The organism is Pseudomonas sp. RA_105y_Pfl2_P56, assembly GCF_963970845.1.
GTDB classification, from domain to species: domain Bacteria; phylum Pseudomonadota; class Gammaproteobacteria; order Pseudomonadales; family Pseudomonadaceae; genus Aquipseudomonas; species Aquipseudomonas baetica_A.
Map to the genome: position 1 here is coordinate 97,179 of NZ_CAXAPL010000006.1, position 16,331 is coordinate 113,509.

13 protein-coding genes are annotated in these 16,331 nt (G+C 58.1%); 2 read left to right on the plus strand and 11 right to left on the minus strand.

Annotated elements, in window-relative coordinates:
• Positions 1-79: 79 nt before the first annotated feature.
• The 3 genes from AACY11_RS06455 to AACY11_RS06465 form a co-directional block, all read right to left on the minus strand.
• Positions 80-3,037, minus strand: coding sequence for an autotransporter outer membrane beta-barrel domain-containing protein (locus AACY11_RS06455; RefSeq protein WP_339494164.1), 2,958 nt, complete (start codon positions 3,035-3,037; stop codon positions 80-82).
• A gap of 85 nt (positions 3,038-3,122) precedes the next feature.
• Positions 3,123-3,959 (minus strand): amino acid ABC transporter permease, encoded by an 837-nt coding sequence (locus AACY11_RS06460; RefSeq protein WP_339431491.1) that lies wholly within the window; start codon positions 3,957-3,959, stop codon positions 3,123-3,125.
• Entirely contained in the window at positions 3,956-4,777 is an 822-nt protein-coding gene (locus AACY11_RS06465; protein ID WP_339431492.1) for an ABC transporter substrate-binding protein, read from the minus strand. The genes AACY11_RS06460 and AACY11_RS06465 overlap by 4 nt, the downstream gene beginning before the upstream one ends.
• Before the next feature lie 113 nt (positions 4,778-4,890).
• Between AACY11_RS06465 and AACY11_RS06470 the strand changes: the two genes are divergently transcribed.
• Positions 4,891-5,790: a homocysteine S-methyltransferase family protein gene (locus AACY11_RS06470; protein WP_339494165.1), complete on the plus strand. Its 900-nt coding sequence runs from the start codon at positions 4,891-4,893 to the stop codon at positions 5,788-5,790.
• Between the two features lie 186 nt (positions 5,791-5,976).
• On the opposite strand, the gene AACY11_RS06475 is transcribed toward AACY11_RS06470, so the two are convergent.
• The 8 genes from AACY11_RS06475 to AACY11_RS06510 all read right to left on the minus strand — a co-directional run bounded on the left by AACY11_RS06475 (position 5,977) and on the right by AACY11_RS06510 (position 15,318).
• Positions 5,977-6,933 (minus strand): hypothetical protein, encoded by a 957-nt coding sequence (locus tag AACY11_RS06475; protein WP_339494167.1) that lies wholly within the window; start codon positions 6,931-6,933, stop codon positions 5,977-5,979.
• Positions 6,934-7,034: 101 nt separating this feature from the next.
• On the minus strand, positions 7,035-9,218 hold the full coding sequence (locus tag AACY11_RS06480) for a lipase family protein (protein WP_339494169.1): 2,184 nt from the start codon (positions 9,216-9,218) through the stop codon (positions 7,035-7,037).
• A gap of 12 nt (positions 9,219-9,230) precedes the next feature.
• Entirely contained in the window at positions 9,231-10,013 is a 783-nt protein-coding gene (locus tag AACY11_RS06485; RefSeq protein ID WP_339494171.1) for a hypothetical protein, read from the minus strand.
• 12 nt (positions 10,014-10,025) lie between these two features.
• Complete coding sequence (locus AACY11_RS06490; RefSeq protein WP_339494173.1) at positions 10,026-10,808, minus strand: hypothetical protein; 783 nt, start codon at positions 10,806-10,808, stop codon at positions 10,026-10,028.
• Positions 10,809-10,820: 12 nt separating this feature from the next.
• On the minus strand, positions 10,821-11,603 hold the full coding sequence (locus AACY11_RS06495) for a hypothetical protein (RefSeq protein ID WP_339465162.1): 783 nt from the start codon (positions 11,601-11,603) through the stop codon (positions 10,821-10,823).
• A gap of 12 nt (positions 11,604-11,615) precedes the next feature.
• Positions 11,616-12,395: a hypothetical protein gene (locus tag AACY11_RS06500; RefSeq protein ID WP_339494174.1), complete on the minus strand. Its 780-nt coding sequence runs from the start codon at positions 12,393-12,395 to the stop codon at positions 11,616-11,618.
• Complete coding sequence (locus tag AACY11_RS06505; RefSeq protein WP_339431498.1) at positions 12,392-13,246, minus strand: DUF4123 domain-containing protein; 855 nt, start codon at positions 13,244-13,246, stop codon at positions 12,392-12,394. Before AACY11_RS06505 ends, AACY11_RS06500 begins: the two co-directional genes overlap by 4 nt.
• Positions 13,243-15,318 (minus strand): type VI secretion system Vgr family protein, encoded by a 2,076-nt coding sequence (locus AACY11_RS06510; protein ID WP_339494176.1) that lies wholly within the window; start codon positions 15,316-15,318, stop codon positions 13,243-13,245. Before AACY11_RS06510 ends, AACY11_RS06505 begins: the two co-directional genes overlap by 4 nt.
• Before the next feature lie 598 nt (positions 15,319-15,916).
• On the opposite strand from AACY11_RS06510, the gene AACY11_RS06515 reads away from it, so the two are divergent.
• Positions 15,917-16,282, plus strand: a complete 366-nt coding sequence (locus tag AACY11_RS06515) for a DUF6124 family protein (protein WP_339465167.1) — start codon at positions 15,917-15,919, stop codon at positions 16,280-16,282.
• Positions 16,283-16,331 lie beyond the last annotated feature (49 nt).

Sequence of the window (16,331 nt, forward strand, 5' to 3'; positions counted from 1 at the left end):
ATCCGGAACCGGTATTTTTACGCGACTGTACCGGCTCCTTTTCCTACGACTAATCAAGACCACACTGGCTATTCAACGATCAAAAACTCATCTGCCACTGCCCGATCAGCCCATGATTACGGCTGTTGCTGCCGATCTCGCCGCTGTAGCCCACCCCCAGCGTATGACGCGCCGAGATCCCGATATCGAGACCGGCCTCCAGCACCAGGCTGTCGCGATCCAGTGAGCTGCCATCAACGCTGAACCCTGTGCCGCCGACCACGAAGGCCTGGCGCGTCGAACTGCTGACGTCGCCATACGTATGCTTCCAGCCGGCGGCCATGCGTGGCGTCAGGCTCATGCCGTTGTCCAGACTGCTCAGGTGCGCCAGGCGCAGGCCGAAGGTGCTGCTGAAGTTGTCCTGGGTCTGGCTGTCGACTTGCAGCGCAGCGGCGCCGCCCTTTTCCCGGTAGCTGTCGCGGTGGTAGCGCTGGTAGCCGAGGCTGGCGAATGGTTCGGCGCTGAGGCGGCCGCTGCCCATGGCGTAACCGAGTTCGGCGAAGGCTTGCTGGCTGTCGGCGTCATAGTCGCCTTTGGGGCGATCACTGAAACCGTTGAAAGCGATGGTGCGTTTGCTTTCGCCTTGATGGCCGCTGTATGCCGCGCCGAGGCGCAGTGAGAGCGGGCCGTTCTGATGCAGGGCATAAACGCCGGCATGCCAGCTCTCGACATTGCCATCGACGCCTGTGGCGTCCAGATCGGTTGTCGAATAACCGCCCAATACGCCCAATCGCCATGCTGAATTCAGCGACCAGTCGGCACCGAGCACGCTGCCCTTTGAGCGTTGCTCCAGACCGCTGCTGCCGTGTTCGCCGTCGAGCTTGCCGTAGCCGCCGATGGCTTGCAGCCAGAGGCGGCCGCGAGCGTTCGGATCGTTCAGGTTGCGCGCCTCGGACGGCACGCCGTTGGCTGCCAGCACAGGGGTTTCGCGTTGATCGAGGCCGACCATCAGTCCTGGGCTGCCGCCGATCTGCTGCATCGCCGAGAGCATGCTGTTGCCCACCTGGCTGCTGGCGCCAAGGGTGGCGCTGGTCAGGTTGGCATTGCTGGCCCCGGCCAGTTGCTCGATTGCCGCGCCGGCAGTGCTTTGGGTGGTGTTGAGCAGGGCGTTGTATAGCGCGTTGTGCTTGCCCATTGAGGCCAGACTGTTGGCGGCGCTACTGCCGTTGCCGGTGGCGGCGAAATCTTTGAAGGCGACGTCGTTACGGGTGTATGTCAGGTCGACTTGAGTTGGCGTGTAGGCCAGCGTGGGTGTGAGAAAGGCGTAATCGCTGCTGACCTTGCCGAAGGTGCCGTTGACCTGCGTGGCTTGCAGCACGGTGTAATGGCTCTGCCACGGATAGGTGCCGCTGCCGGGATTAACGGCCAGGGTCGCGCCGTTGAGATTCGCGGTGCCACCGACCTGTACTGGCGCGCTGCTGCCGTCGGCGTTGACGCCGTAGGCGAGGGTGGCTGCGCTGCCCATGTTCAAGTCACGCACAATCGTCGCGCGGCCCAGGCCCGTGTCTGTGCGCAATGTACCGTTGACGTTGAGGCTGCCCACCGAACCGCCCCCGGCATACACCCCGCCAGCATCCACGGTGAGGTTGCCGGCGATAGCGCCCTGGTTGATCAGCGTCGCGCCGTTGCGCACTGCGCCGCCGTCGCTGAAATCGCCGCTACCGGTCAGCGTCCACGCGCCTTGCTTGACCTCCAGCCACTCGAAATTGCGACTGTCGCTGAAGCTGCCACCCGCCACGTCGTCCATCACTACCCGGTCGTAACCGCTGCCGCCATCGACCACACCGATAAAGCGGCTGCCATTGCGCAAGGTCACGCTGTCGTTGCCACCGCCCAGATCCAGTGCCAGGCCATTGCTGCCGCTGAGGGTGCCGCCGTTGACCACGTTGTCGGCGAACTCACCGACGAACTTCACGCCAAAACCGTCGAGGCCCTGGACGGTGCCGAAGTTTTCCAGCGTGGTTGCCGCCAGCCCCGAGCCGTCGCTACCGTCGTCTACCAGGATCGCGCTGTTAGCGCCGCTGATCAGGGCGCCGCTGGCGTTGAAAATGTAGCCGCCGCCCAGGGCGATGCCTTCACTGCCGTTGGCGAACCCGCCCTTGTCGACACCGCCCGCGCCAACGCCTTGAATGGTGCCGTAGTTTTCGATGTGGGCGATCTTGTCGATGTCCACGCCGTCGCCATCACCGTTGGCTTGCAGCCCGGCGTACGCGCCGGTAATGGTGCCGTGGTTGATCACCGTACCATCGCCGTCGGAGCCGAAGCCCGAGCCGTTGCGCCCGGTGATCTGTCCGTAGTTGACCAGTGTCGCGCCCAGGTCAGTGGTGATGCCGTGGCGGCCGCCGGAAATGACGCCGTCGTTGGTGATCGACACACCCGTGGCGGTATCGATATCGATGCCGTCGAATTTTTGGTCGGCGTTGTGCGAATCGCCCGTCGAGATCTCGCCGTAGTTGGTAATCGTCGCATTGGCGCCGGTCTTCATGCCGTCGCTGGCCTCGCCGCGAATCAGCCCGCCCGCACGGTTGATGATCGTGGTTTTCACCCCGTCGCGGCGCAGCGCATCCAGGTCCAGCCCTTGACCGGTGGTGGAGCGAATGACGCCACTGTTGTCGATCAACAGGCTGCCGCTGACGAAGTTGCTGTCGATGCGCAACGCATCATTGGCACCGAGGATCTGCCCGCCGCTGCGGTTGTAGAGGGCGTAATTGCGTGCCTGGCTCAGGTCGCCGCTGCTGTCGATGGCCCGGCCGCCAGTGGAGATGATGTTGCCGGCGTTATCGATCACCACGCCGACACCGCTGGTGTTGTCCTTCAGGCTGACAGCCTTGCCACTGTTGGTGATGCTGCCCGGCGCCGAAATCGTCAGCGTGTCGCTGCCACCGAGGGTTTGCGAAGCCGTGGTGGCGCTGTCGATCTGCACGGTTTTGCCGTGAGCGGCCGTGGTGGCGATCAACAGGGCGATGGCGAGGGACAATCGCTGAGGCGAGAAGGGCATGGGCGGACGGCCTTTTGTTATAAGCGGGCCGTCCTGTATAGCGATGGGGTTTTACAGAATGATGTCGGTGATAGTGCAGAGCACCTTAGGTACGGCGTTCGTAAGCCTTGCCGTAATGGCGCTCCATGCGTGCCTGGATCAGCTCAAGCCCGATCGACATCACCCAGTAAATGATCGCGGCGGTCGTGAGCATTTCGATGTAGCGATAGCTTGATCGACCATACGACTGCGCCAGAAACATCACCTCCCAAACGCCCATCACCGAGATCAGCGACGAGTCTTTGAGCATGGAAATGAATTGGTTGGTGGTTGGCGGGATGATCGTGCGCATGGCCTGGGGCAGGGTGATGCGCCAGAAAATCACCGACTCCCGCATGCCCAGCGCCAGTGACGCTTCGCGTTGACCATAGGGGACGCCGAGGATGCCGGCGCGGAAAATTTCGCTGAGATAAGCGCCATAGTTCAGCGACAGGGCGATGATCCCGGCAACGATGGCGCCGGGTACGATGCCCAATTGCGGCAAGCCGAGATAGATCAGCAGGATCTGGATCAGCAGCGGCGTGCCACGAAAAAACGAAGCGTAAAAACTGGCGATGCCAAACGCCACGGCACTTTTCGACAAGCGCCCCAACGCGGTGACGAAGCCCAGCAATGACGAGGCGACAATCGAGCACACGCACAGAAACAACGTCAGCGCCGCGCCTTGCAGGAAGCCATTGGGTGCCAGCTTCAGGCCGACCAGGTTGGGCAGCTTGTCGAGGATGATCGAGAACTTCAGGTCGAAGCTCAGGAAGAACCCGGCGCACAGGCAGAACATCGCCGCCCAGGTCAGGTACAACCGCGTACGAAAACCGAAGAGCCGTTGCAGGCGTGATGCAGCCACCGGTTGCGGTGGCTGTGGAGGTGTCGGGAAAGAAGTCATTGACTGATGTCGGCGCCGATCCATTTTTGTGAGAGCTTGCTCAGGGTGCCGTCCTGCTTGAGCTGCGCAAACACCTCGCGCACTTTGGCATCCCACTGGGCGTCACCCTTTTCGATGGCCACCGAATTCGGTTCCGAATACAGCGGCGCACCGGCCAGTTTGAAGCGTTTGTCTTCGTTCAGGCGTGGCTGCGCGGTGACGAGGTTGGTGAGGATCGCGTCCAGACGCACACCGGCCCCCAGGCCCAGGTCCTGGAAGGCAACGTTGTCGGTATCGTACGGTGCGATCTGCACGTCTTCGAACGGGTACTGCAACTGCGTGTCTTCGGCGCCTTCGATGACCAGATTCTTGTTCAGATAACTTTCGTAGCTGGAGGCGCTGGTGAGGCCGACCTTCATGCCGCTCAGGTCCTTGGCGCCGTGGATGCGGTCATCCTTGGCGTTGACCACGATCACCGCAGGGGAGGCGTAGTACTCGACCGGGAAATCGAACACTTCGGCGCGGGCCTTGCTCGGGGTCATCGAGCAGATGCAGATGTCGTAGCGCCCGCTCCAGCGGCCAGCGGCGATGACGTCCCAGGACGGCGTTTCCAGACGCAGCTTAACCCCCAGTTTGTCCGCCACGGCTTTGGCGACATCAACGTCGAAACCGTCGAGCTGGTTGTCTTCGTTGAGAAACGAGAACGGTGGATAACTTTCCATCAGCACGCCAACCAGTTCTTTTTTCTGCTCGACGCGATCCAGTGTGGCGCCGCCGAAGGCTTGGGAGGAGGCGGCCAGAATCGTCAGGCCCAGGGCCAGTAGCGGTTGAAATTTCACAGTCGATCCCTGGTTGAAAAAGAAGTTGTCATTAACGGAATGGTGCGTATTAAATAGTTATAAGAACGACTCTGATAGTGAGTTATTTTCATAAGCTTATGAGTGAAAGGCATATGGGCGCAGCAAGCACGATTATTCTCGATGGCGGCATGGGCCGTGAGTTGCAACGCGCCGGTGCGCCATTCCGGCAACCCGAGTGGTCAGCGCTGGCGTTGTGCGAAGCGCCGCAGGCGGTGGAAGCGGTACACGCCGCTTACATCGCCAGCGGGGCCAATGTGATCACCAGCAACAGTTACGCGGTGGTGCCGTTCCACATCGGCGAAGAACGTTTCGCCGCTGAAGGGCAGGCGCTGGCGGCGTTGGCCGGTGAACTGGCGCGGCGTGCGGTGCAGGCTTCGGGCAAAGCGGTGCGGGTGGCCGGTTCGTTGCCGCCGTTGTTTGGCTCCTATCGTCCGGACCTGTTCGAGGCGTCCCGGGTGACCGAGTTGCTGGGCCCGTTGGTCAAGGGGCTGGCAGCGCACGTTGATCTTTGGCTGGCGGAAACCCAAAGCTCGATCGTCGAGGCGCGCGCCATTCACGCCGGGCTGCCGCAGGACGGCAAGCCGTTCTGGCTGTCGTTTACCTTGAAGGACGAAGACACCGACGAAGTGCCGCGTTTGCGTTCCGGCGAGCCGGTGGCCGAAGCGGCTGCAGCGGCGGCTGAGTTGGGCGTCGAGACGCTGTTGTTCAATTGCAGTCAGCCGGAAGTGATCGGCGCGGCGATTGACGCGGCACGCGCGACCTTCGAACGTCTGGGCGTGAAGATAAACATCGGCGCCTATGCCAACGCCTTCCCGCCGCAGCCTAAGGAAGCGACGGCCAATGACGGACTCGATCCGTTGCGCGAAGACCTCGATCCACCCGGCTATCTGCAATGGGCGATTGATTGGCAGCAGCGCGGCGCCAGTCACTTGGGCGGTTGCTGCGGGATCGGCCCGGAGCACATTGCGGTGCTGGCGCAGAAACTGGCTTGAGAGAAGATCAAAAGATCGCAGCCTGCGGCAGCTCCAGGGTGTAGGGGCCATCCCACATGACGGACGCATAGCGACTCCAGGATTGGCCTCATCTGCTTGATGAGGTCTGTCCCATGACTTCTGCCATCGCCCCCTGACCAACCCGGTGCGCCGATAAAAGTGCGCGGCGTTAAATGCTCCTACGGCCTACTTATCGGGTTTGCGCTTCCACGGGTTCTTCGGGGGAACGGCAAATCGCCGTCCTGAATTGGCGGAATAACGAGAACCTGTAACCGCTTCCAGCTCCCCGCCGTCTCGCACAAAATCACTCACTTCTTTAACCCGACGGCTGCGCAGCCATGTAATCCACTGTGCCAGATCGGTGTGGCCCTGTTCTTCAAACATCCGCATGAAACGTACTTGCCAACGCTTGCACGTCTGCTGGCAAAGGCCTGTACGCCGCTGTAAATCAGTCACGCTCTCGCCGTTGATCAAGCCTTGAACAAAACCCAGCCAATGCTCTGGATAACCCAATCGGGCCAGTAGCGTGCCCTGCAGCAAACTCACAGTGCTGTAACAGCCTGGGCAACGAAAATCAGGGCGGCGCTCATCGAAACGCTTCATGTCAGGTGAACCGCACTTTGGACAGACTGCTTGAGGAGTCGTGAGCAAATGCTCCAGCCCACTCAGAAACGCTTGGGCCTGAGCCGCAATAGGTGCGGGTGGCTCCAGATCGATTCGATCCTGGCGTGCCGCCCACCACTGATACAACGTTGGAAAGTCTTTAGCCATGACAATGCGGCAGTGTTTGTTCCACCGCGAAGTGGTGCTGGGGGCAATATTCATGGCTTCGGCAATACCTCGCATCGACCAACCCGCCAACAGGTATTGACCAAAGGTTGACCAGAGGTGCATTAGCCCGACTTTCGAAAACGGTGTTTTCGAGAGACAGTTAAAGCCTTTGTTGCAGGCCACACAGCGGTAAAAAGGCAGGCGTGTTTTCTGGCTGGTTTCCAGTCTGAAGCGTGGATGACCGCACAGCGGGCACTCGACCGGCGATCTCTTGGGCAGTTCGTGCAAATAGCGAATGAAATCATCCGCATGGCTGTGGAGTTCGGCGGGGAGGCATTGGTGATAATCAGGCAGCGCTTGAGCTTCGGACATTGAACTTGAATCTTTCATGGAAAACCTCGCGGGTTAACCGGGCAGCCTTCGGGCGCGGGTTACCCGCAAGACACGCAAATGGCGAGGGTGCCGGACTGTTTTTAGATGAATGAATCGATATCCAGCGTATGCGGCGCACCCACTGTATGGCCGTAGATCGACGCCAGTAGCCCGTCATCACTTTTGCTGGTGGGCGCCATGGCCAACTGCTCGACGACTTTGTTTTCCGAATGGGCAAGCCAGCGCGACAGGCTTTCAGACAGCGGCTCGGGCTGGTCCGAAAGTGATCCGTAGACCTTTTTTTCGGTGATGCGCTGTTGACGCAAGGTTTTGAGGCGATCAAGCGACATTTGTATTTTGTCGATCTCGCGATTGAGCGCTTCGATGGTTTTTTCATGATGGCGAACGTAAGCGTCCGGGCGTGTCTGGTCGCGCTTTTGCCGCAACTGCAAAGTAATGCTCGCCAGCGCTTTTTGCATCCACTCAAACTCTCTATCCGATACGAGGGATCGGTTTGCTGATTGCGCTTCCTGCCAACGTTTCAGCGTTGCCCAGCACGCCGGAATGTAGCTGCCGACCATCGAGTGGCTGCCGGCATTGAAGAGTTGCGTCAGTAACGAAGGTCGATCCGGGAGGCCGTTTTTTTGCTGAATGGCCACCGAGCAGGCGGCATGCTGGGCAACGGTGTCGCAACCGGGCTCCCACAGGATCATGGACTTTTCATTGCGATCAAACTGCACCGGCATCGCGTGGTACAGCTTGCCGTGATGCTCGTAGGGTTCACCGGTCCAGTTGGTAATACCGGCGACAAACACCGACAGGCCAACGGGCACGTTGACGAAGGTCAGTGCCGCACCTGTTCCGTAAACACTCGTTTTGGTGTTCATCCAGGTGCCGGGCACACTGGGCACCGGGTCGTTATGGGCGACCATGCGGTGATGTTCCAGCGGCTCTGCACCTTTGGTGAAAAGGGCGTCACCGGCGCGGGGGGCGCCGTAGGTGTAGAGCTGGATGTTGTAGCCTTCTGGTCTGCGACGCAGCATTTCCGACAGCAGCAATGCGACTGCGCCTCCGAGGCTGTGCCCGCAGATCAGCAGTTTTTGACCGGTATAAAACCTGTCTAGGTATTCCATGACAAAGCCATAGGCTTTCAGTGCTGCCTCGTAGAATCCGCGGTGTACCTTGCTGTCGGTGTCTTCGAACGGCACTTGGAGCGCATCGGCGTCGCGCAGGCCATCCGCGATAAAGGTGTCATCGGTGCCGCGTATCGAAATCAGGATCAGCTCGTCGTGGTGGGTGATAAAGGCTTGGGTATCAGTGGCTTCCGAGCCGGATTTCCTGTCGTCGTAGAAATGAATCTTGGCCGGGTATTCCTGCTCGTCTTTCCGTTCAGGTTTGTTTGCGTCATAGAGGTCTGAGTCGAACGGCACGATCTCCAGTCGCCTGGAGTAAGGCACATCTTCAAAAAGCGGGTAATACGCTGATGTCTGCGTCGCATCGACTTTCCCAAGCTCTTCGAATTTGGCCAGTGCATCCCCGAACCAGTTACCCACGCTGGGTTGCAGGGGGAAGCTCACGGTTTTTATTTCGCCGGGGTGTTTCTCTGGCTTCTGACCAAACGGGCAATAGCTCAGGGTGGCCATGAGCGCCAGTTGATAGAGATTTAGCGCGCAGAAACCAGGGTCGATTGACAGCATGGGGCGCAAGGCGCGCATCGGGCGTACTTCCAGCACCGTGTGTTTGAGCGGCATGAGGGCAACACCGCGTTCACCATGCTTGCCCATGATTTTCGCCGGCCCCGACCCGGGCGGGTAGTGGCTGTAAACCTGCGGTGGTAAATGCGAAACATGCTTGACCAGATGGCGCACTTCCACCTGAAAGAATTCATCGGCGCAGGCTTGTGCGGGGTTGTCTTTGATGCGGGTCGAGTTGTGGTTCAAGTAACGGGTTTGTTCGGCGCGTACTTGGAGTTCAGTGATTTTCAGGGGGTAATGAGGTCTTGTTTGTAAGTCCTTATATAGCTCTTCTTCCCCTTGGTACTTCTGATCAAAGGTGAGGGCTATCGGCCCTGCGAAGTGCTCAGAAACTTTGCCTGTGCCAGTGCCATCGAGATTGCCATCGTAGGTTTTTCCTTCCGAATCGATTACGACGTAGGCCAAGCCTTCATACGGTTCGCCAGAACCAAACTCGTCGACTAATTGAAAGCTGCTCCACCGACCCTGTGCTGGGCATGTCAATACGCGGCTGCTCAGTGGAGATTCCAGCTCTTTTTCCATTGATGTCATGTCGAAACCTCCTTATTCCGTGCAACCGGGGTAAATGGTGCATTGCCGGCCGTCTGGCATCTGGAAAGTGCTGAAGTCGGTGTAATTGCCGTTGCAATAACCTCGTTGATCCTCAAGCCCTCTGCCCATGCAACGCTTCCAGCCATTCGGAACCTTCACCCACGTATCTCCCCAGCCGGGTTTCTCCTCGTCGGCCAATTTGATGTGCATCTTCACGGTCTTACCCGGCAGTTGGTCCGGGGTATAAGCTGCGGAAGGTTTGCCTGGTCGTAGCTCGCCCTGGGCACCTATCGTTTTGCAGTCGAGGAGTTTTCTGAGGATTCGGGGCTTACCCGACGTGCGAAATAACTGTTGGCATTCACCTGAGAAGGTACTTTCGCCCGTTTTGTTAAAGACGCTTTTGTATTGATCTTCCACTTCATTCCGAATAAACACGCTGGCGATATCCACACCGTAATCACCCCGGGCTTTACCGTAAGTTGCGTAGATTTTCAGCTCGATGCGGCTGATGACCAGCGGGCAACCGCTGACTGTTCTGCGCAGGGCTATTTCATTGCTGGGCTGGTAGATTCCCCGCCATTTCATGTTGTATTCCACTTCAGTATCTCGCCCGCCCGGCACGGTGCAGGTTTCGCCTTTGGCGGGCACATACACAGCAATGGCCTGATACGTGAAATCGGGCGGCATATCGGCGGTAAAGGTGAAAGTGTTGGGCTGACTGCTCGCACAGCCTGAGATGCCAACGAAGCAGCAGCCCAAAGCAGCGCTTTTAAGCAAGGGATAAGACTTAGTCATTGGGTAATGTCCTTATTCAGTGCAACCGGGATAAATGGTGCATTGCCGGCCGTCTGGCAGCTGGAAAGTGCTGAAGTCGGTGTAGTTGCCGTTGCAATAACCTCGTTGATCCTCAAGTCCTCTACCCATGCAACGCTTCCAGCCATTCGGAACCTTCACCCACGTATCTCCCCAGCCGGGTTTCTCCTCGTCGGCCAATTTGATGTGCATCTTCACGGTCTTACCCGGCAGTTGGTCCGGGGTATAAGCTGCGGAAGGCTTGCCTCTTTTCAGCTCCCCCTGAGCATCGGTAGCCTTGCAATCGAGGAGTTTCACGATGCGTCGTTTTGGCCCCACCGTTCGGAAAAGCTGTTGGCATTCACCGTAAAAGGTACTTTCACCCGCTTCGTTGAAAACGTTTCTGTACTGATCTTCCACCTCATTCCGAATGAACACCCTGGCGCTGTCGGCGCCAAAATCTCCCCGATCCTTACCGTAAGTCGCGTAGATTTTCAGTTCGATGCGATTGATCACCAACGGACAGCCGCTACGTGTTCTGCGAATCGTTATTTCAGCATCAGGTTTGTATTCCGTTCGCCACTCGCCGTTGAACACGGGTGCCAAGTTGGCCTTTTTTTCAACGGTGCAGGTTTCGCCCTTGGCAGGCACGTAATAAACCACTGCAACGTATGCAAAGTCGGGCGGCATATCGGCGGTGAAGGTGAAAGTGTTGGGCTGACTGCTCGCACAGCCTGAGATGCCAACGAAGCAGCAGCCCAAAGCAGCGCTTTTAAGCAAGGGATAAGACTTAGTCATTGGGTAATGTCCTTATTCAGTGCAACCGGGATAGATGGTGCATTGCCGGCCGTCGGGCATCTGGAAAGTGCTGAAGTCGGTGTAATTGCCGTTGCAATAACCTCGTTGATCCTCAAGTCCTCTACCCATGCAACGCTTCCAGCCATTCGGAACCTTCACCCACGTATCTCCCCAGCCGGGTTTCTCCTCGTCGGCCAATTTGATGTGCATCTTCACGGTCTTACCCGGCAGTTGGTCCGGGGTATAAGCTGCGGAAGGCTTGCCTCTTTTCAGCTCGCCCTGAGCATCGGTAGTCTTGCAATCGAGGAGTTTCACGATGCGCCGTTTTGGCCCTACCGTTCGGAAGAGCTGTTGGCATTCACCGTAGAAGGTGCTTTCGCCTGCTTCGTTAAAGACGCTTTTGTACTGATCTTTCACCTCATTCCGAATGAACACTCTGGCGCTGTCAGCGCCAAAATCTCCCCGGTCTTTACCGTAAGTCGCATAGATTTCCAGCTCGATGCGGCTTATCACCAGCGGGCATCCGCTGACAGTTCTGCGCAGGGCTATTTCGGAGTTGGGCTGATAGTTTTCACGCCATTTCAGGTTGTAACCAACTCCAGTGCCTCGTCCGCCCGGCACGGTGCAGGTTTCCCCTTTGGCAGGCACATACACTGCGATGGCCTCATAGGTGAAGTCGGGCGGCATATCGGCGGTGAAAGTGAACGTATTCGGCTGACTGCTCACGCAGCCTGAAATGCCAACGAAGCAACAACCCAAAACAGAGCTTTTAAGCAGGGGATACGAGGTAGTCATTGAGTAATGTCCTTATTCCGTGCAACCGGGATAGATGGTGCATTGCCGGCCGTCTGGCATCTGAAAGCTGCTGAAGTCTTTGTAATTGCCAAAGCAATAAGCGTCTTGATCCTCAAAATTTTTGCCCATACAACGCTTCCAGCCGTTCGGCACCTTGACCCAGGTATCTTTGAAGGCAGGCTCTTCCTCGTCGGCCAATTTGATGTGCATCTTCACGGTCTTACCCGGCAGTTGTTCCGGGGTATAGGCCGCAGAAGGCTTGCCTCGTCGCAGCTCGCCCTGAGCATCGGTAGTCTTGCAATCGAGGAGTTTCACGATGCGTCGTTTTGGCCCCACCGTTCGGAAGAGCTGTTGGCATTCGCCATAGAAGGTACTTTCACCCGCTTCGTTGAAAACGTTTCTGTACTGATCTTCCACCTCATTCCGAATGAACACCCTGGCGCTGTCGGCGCCAAAATCTCCCCGATCCTTACCGTAAGTCGCGTAGATTTTCAGTTCGATGCGATTGATCACCAACGGACAGCCGCTACGGGTTCTGCGAATCGTTATTTCAGCATCAGGTTTGTATTCCGTTCGCCACTCGCCGTTGAACACGGGTGCCAAGTTGGCCTTTTTTTCAACGGTGCAGGTTTCGCCCTTGGCAGGCACGTAATAAACCACTGCAACGTATGCAAAGTCGGGCGGCATATCGGCGGTGAAGGTGAAGGTATTCGGCTGACTGTGGCTGCTCGCACAGCCTGCGGTTAACGCGAGGCCAAAACCCAGACTTGCTGTGCGAATCAGGCTTTTCATAGGGCGGCTTCTCCTTGCCAAAATGCTGTTGTTTGCGACACCCGCTCGAAATGCTCACTCGGCGTTTCACCGGCCCGAACCTGCCAGTGCGGCGCCAACGTGTAGCCCTGCGCCTGCAGGCTCTGGGTCAGCAAAAACTCCAGTTGCTCCGGTGCCAGCCAACCCCACGTTTGCGCCTGCGCCAGTCTGTTGCGCAGCCACGTATCAGGATCATGGTGTTCGGCAAGTTTGGCGTAAGCCTGGACATGCTCCGCCAGCAGATAGCGATGAGCATTGCTGCGGCGAATTTCATCCGTCTGTTGGTTGGGCGCTGGCACTTGATGCCACAGCGGCTGATCTGGCACTGGGTAGCTGCCGGGGGCGGGATTGTTCGTGCCTTGCCAGTGTGTGCCTTGCCAGTAACACACGCTGATCGCTGGCCCGAGGTAGGCCGGCCAGGCGTCCTCAGGCAGGTGCGCGAGGGCGCGGCTCAATACCCGATTATCGTGAAAGCGGTACAGCGCCTGATGTGGGCGGGCACCGATGATCAGGCGTTCGTGCCAATGTTTGACCAGCCTGCTCAAATCGCCTTTTTGAAGGCTGGCAAACCAGCCCCAGTTGCGTTGCGGATTCTTCAGCAGTTCACTGATGCGGCTGTCGTCAGGCTGATCGAAAGTGAAGATGAATGGCCCGGCATCCGCCAGATCAGCCACCAACGTTTCACCGTAAACACTCAGGTATTGGTCGAATTGGCTGGTTTTTAAAAGGGATTGGCGCAGGTCGCGCTCGTTCTGTGAGTCCAGAACGACGCACAAGGCAAAACCTGAACGTTGCTGTTCTCTCATCCATTGGCGGGGTAGCGAGTCAGTCATGCGGCGGCTCCCCGGGGCAGGCAAATACCCGCACGACAGGCCTCGCAGATGGGGCAGAAGTCCGATCCCATAGCACTGCTGACGGCCATCAACTCGTTCTGACTGGGCGCAATCATGGGCGGCCGTTCTGCTGGCATCGCCAAGGCGTCATTGGCCCCCGGCATTGACAATGCGGCAGCGGAACCCGCCACCGGGGCACCCCCGATCTGGATTTCGCTGCTGCTGAAAATGCCCGCATGGCCGATCACAATGTGCTGCCCACCGGCCTTGAGGCTGATGCTCGCGCCAGCATCCAGCGTCAGGTGCGCCCCAGCCTTGATGTGCACTTGCTGGCCAGCCTCCACCACCAGCGTTTGGTCGACTCGGGTCTGGCTGTTGCTCGCGACATGCAGATAGTCATTGGCCTTGAGTTGCACTTTGCGGTCGGCGGTGATGGTTCGGTGTTCTTCGGCTTCCAGCACGGTGATGCTGTTGCCCTTGATGGTTTCCCGGCGTTCGTTGCCGACTTCAAGTCGACTGTCGTTTTCGACCTTGTGCTCCATGTCGCGTTGGGCACGCAGGTAGATCAACTCCTGCCCGGCGCGATCTTCCAGGTGCAATTCGTTGAATCCGCCGCTATCGGGTGAACTGCGTGAGCGAAATACACTTCGGGTTTTGTGCGCGGGCAGTTCGTAGGGCACCGGGTTGGCGCTGTTGGCCAGACAGCCACTGATCACCGGTTGATCAGGATCGCCTTCCAGGAAGCTGACCAGCACCTCCATGCCCACTCTCGGAATAGTGACGCTGCCATGGGCGTTGCCGGCCCAATTGGACGACACCCGCAACCAGCAACTGCTTTTGTCGTCGTTACGACCTTCTCTGTCCCAAAAAAACTGAGCCTTGACCCTGCCGAAGGGGTCGCAGTGGATTTCCTCGCCTTTGGGACCGGTGACCATGGCGGTCTGGCTACCCAGTATTCGCGGCTTTTGGTAATGGTGTGGCGGTCGGTAGAAAACGTCCCAAGGCGTCGCGACAAATTGATTTCGATAACCTTGAACAAAGTCATGTTCTTGCGCGGAGCCTGCGCTGGTGATGCTCTCTTCCAGCACTTGCGGCTGCTTACATTCGTGGCGCACTTCTGTCAGCAACCAAAGCGCATTCCACTGCGTGCGTGAATGCTCGGACATCTCCATAAAATGCCCGGATACCAAGGTCTGCTGATCGCTTTTGCCTTCAGCCTGCCGATAGTCGGCACGATGGCGCTCCAGTGCCCGTTTGGTTAAAAACTTGCCGCGCTCACGCAGGGTGAAGCGGCCGGGGTAGTCGTAATCTTCCAGGTCAGGCTGCGTGAGATCGGTGCCAGGTTCGTAGTTGGACTCCAGAAGAATTCGGGATTTTTCGAAGTCGTAGTCACGGCGAGTGGTGCGACTGGTGCGCGCTTCGACTCGCAGGTCGAATCGTTTGATCACGGGTCCCTCGGCAACCATGCCGCTGTTTTGTTTGTAGGGTGTTGGCCGGTCAAGCCTGGGGAATACGGTTTGGTCGTCCCCAAATACCATCAGGTGTTTTTCGCGACTGTGCCGAAAGTGGTAATGAATGCCTTCTTCTTGGCAGAGCCTTTGGACGAAGTGCAGATCTGATTCGTCGTACTGCACGCAGTACTCGCGATCCGGATAAATGGCACCCAACTGAAACAGATGAAGATCGCGGTGGATGCCGTGTTCTTCCAGCACCTGCGCAATGATTTGCGGGACGGTCAGCTGTTGAAAAATACGTTGGTTGATGCGGTGGCCCAAATAAGCCACCCGAGGAACAAGCGTGAGGTTGTAACGCGTCAGACGTTTGCCAGCGTCGCCTTGCGCAACGCGATGGATTTGCCCATGGATGCCATTGCGACCGTCGCTGAATGCCAGAAACGCTTGTTTGTGCAGCAGGCTTTCAAGATCGAGATTCGGCCTCTCGCTGACCAGCACCAGGTCAAAGGCATAGGGTGTGCTGATCGCTTCCTGACCAGTGAACTCCAGGACTTGAAGGTCGTGCTCCAGACCATCAATGGTCAGATTGAAACGTGCGAGAGGGCTGGGGCTAGGCATCCTTTGTTCCTTCGACGGTCGCTGAGGGAATTTGTATCTGAATGCGTGAAGGCAGATACAAGTGCCGAAAGCTAACAAACGTGCCGAAGAAAAAATGTAGGAGGGGTCCTATGGGGTTGAAGGAAAGGACCTTGATTGTTCGTGTGGTTCGGTTGCCTCTTCACTGACGCTATTGCGAGGCTCGGATTCTTGGCATGTATGCGGCTCAAATACGTCAGACAAATCGCCAATTATTTTTGTGTAGTAAACATCTGGCGTTGTTCTCGTTTAAGACCTATTGGCTTTACGCCTCGCGACCTACAAATCCTTGCGTCGTTGCCTACGGCTACGCCAGAATCCGCCGGCTTGTGCGCCCAGGGCTGGCTGCGTAACTTGGATCGGGTCACTGATTCCCAGTGATCGGGTTTAGCAGCCCGGCTAGTTATTCGGTCGTACGAGTCTCATCCGGTCAGGCATTTGCCTGCGCTCGATGGTGGCTGTGCGCATGGCACCTTCGGGTGCGCCGGGTTCGGGTGACTACCGGTCTGCTAACTTGCGCACAGCTGCCTCCCTATCGTTTAGCAGCGGGATGGTCGCAGCCTCAAAAGAGGTAGTCACCATGTTCAAAGTTACGCCTAACCCGCCGGTCACAGATCCGGCATCCCCCTACGAATCGCCCGATTCAAAGAAATTCCATGAGGCCGCCGAGCGCGCCCTCGACCACTATCTCTGCCCACCGGCCGCCGCCATCATGGCCACGCCCTACACACCCAGCACGCTGTACATGGCGCACCCCGAGGCCGACTCCGAATCCCTGCTGGCCGACGCCAGTGAAACGCTCGGTTCCGCCACCGTCATGCTCAACAACCACGCGGCAATGGTTGAAGGCTCGAACCGCAAAACCCTGCAAGGCATCGCGCAGGTGGTGATGCTGGCAGAGCTGGCGGTTAATCGGGTGCTGGACAGGTTAGTGCCCACGGAGTGATTAACGTGCTGGCGGCGCATGCGCATGTGCCGCCAGCGCATTGGTTGGG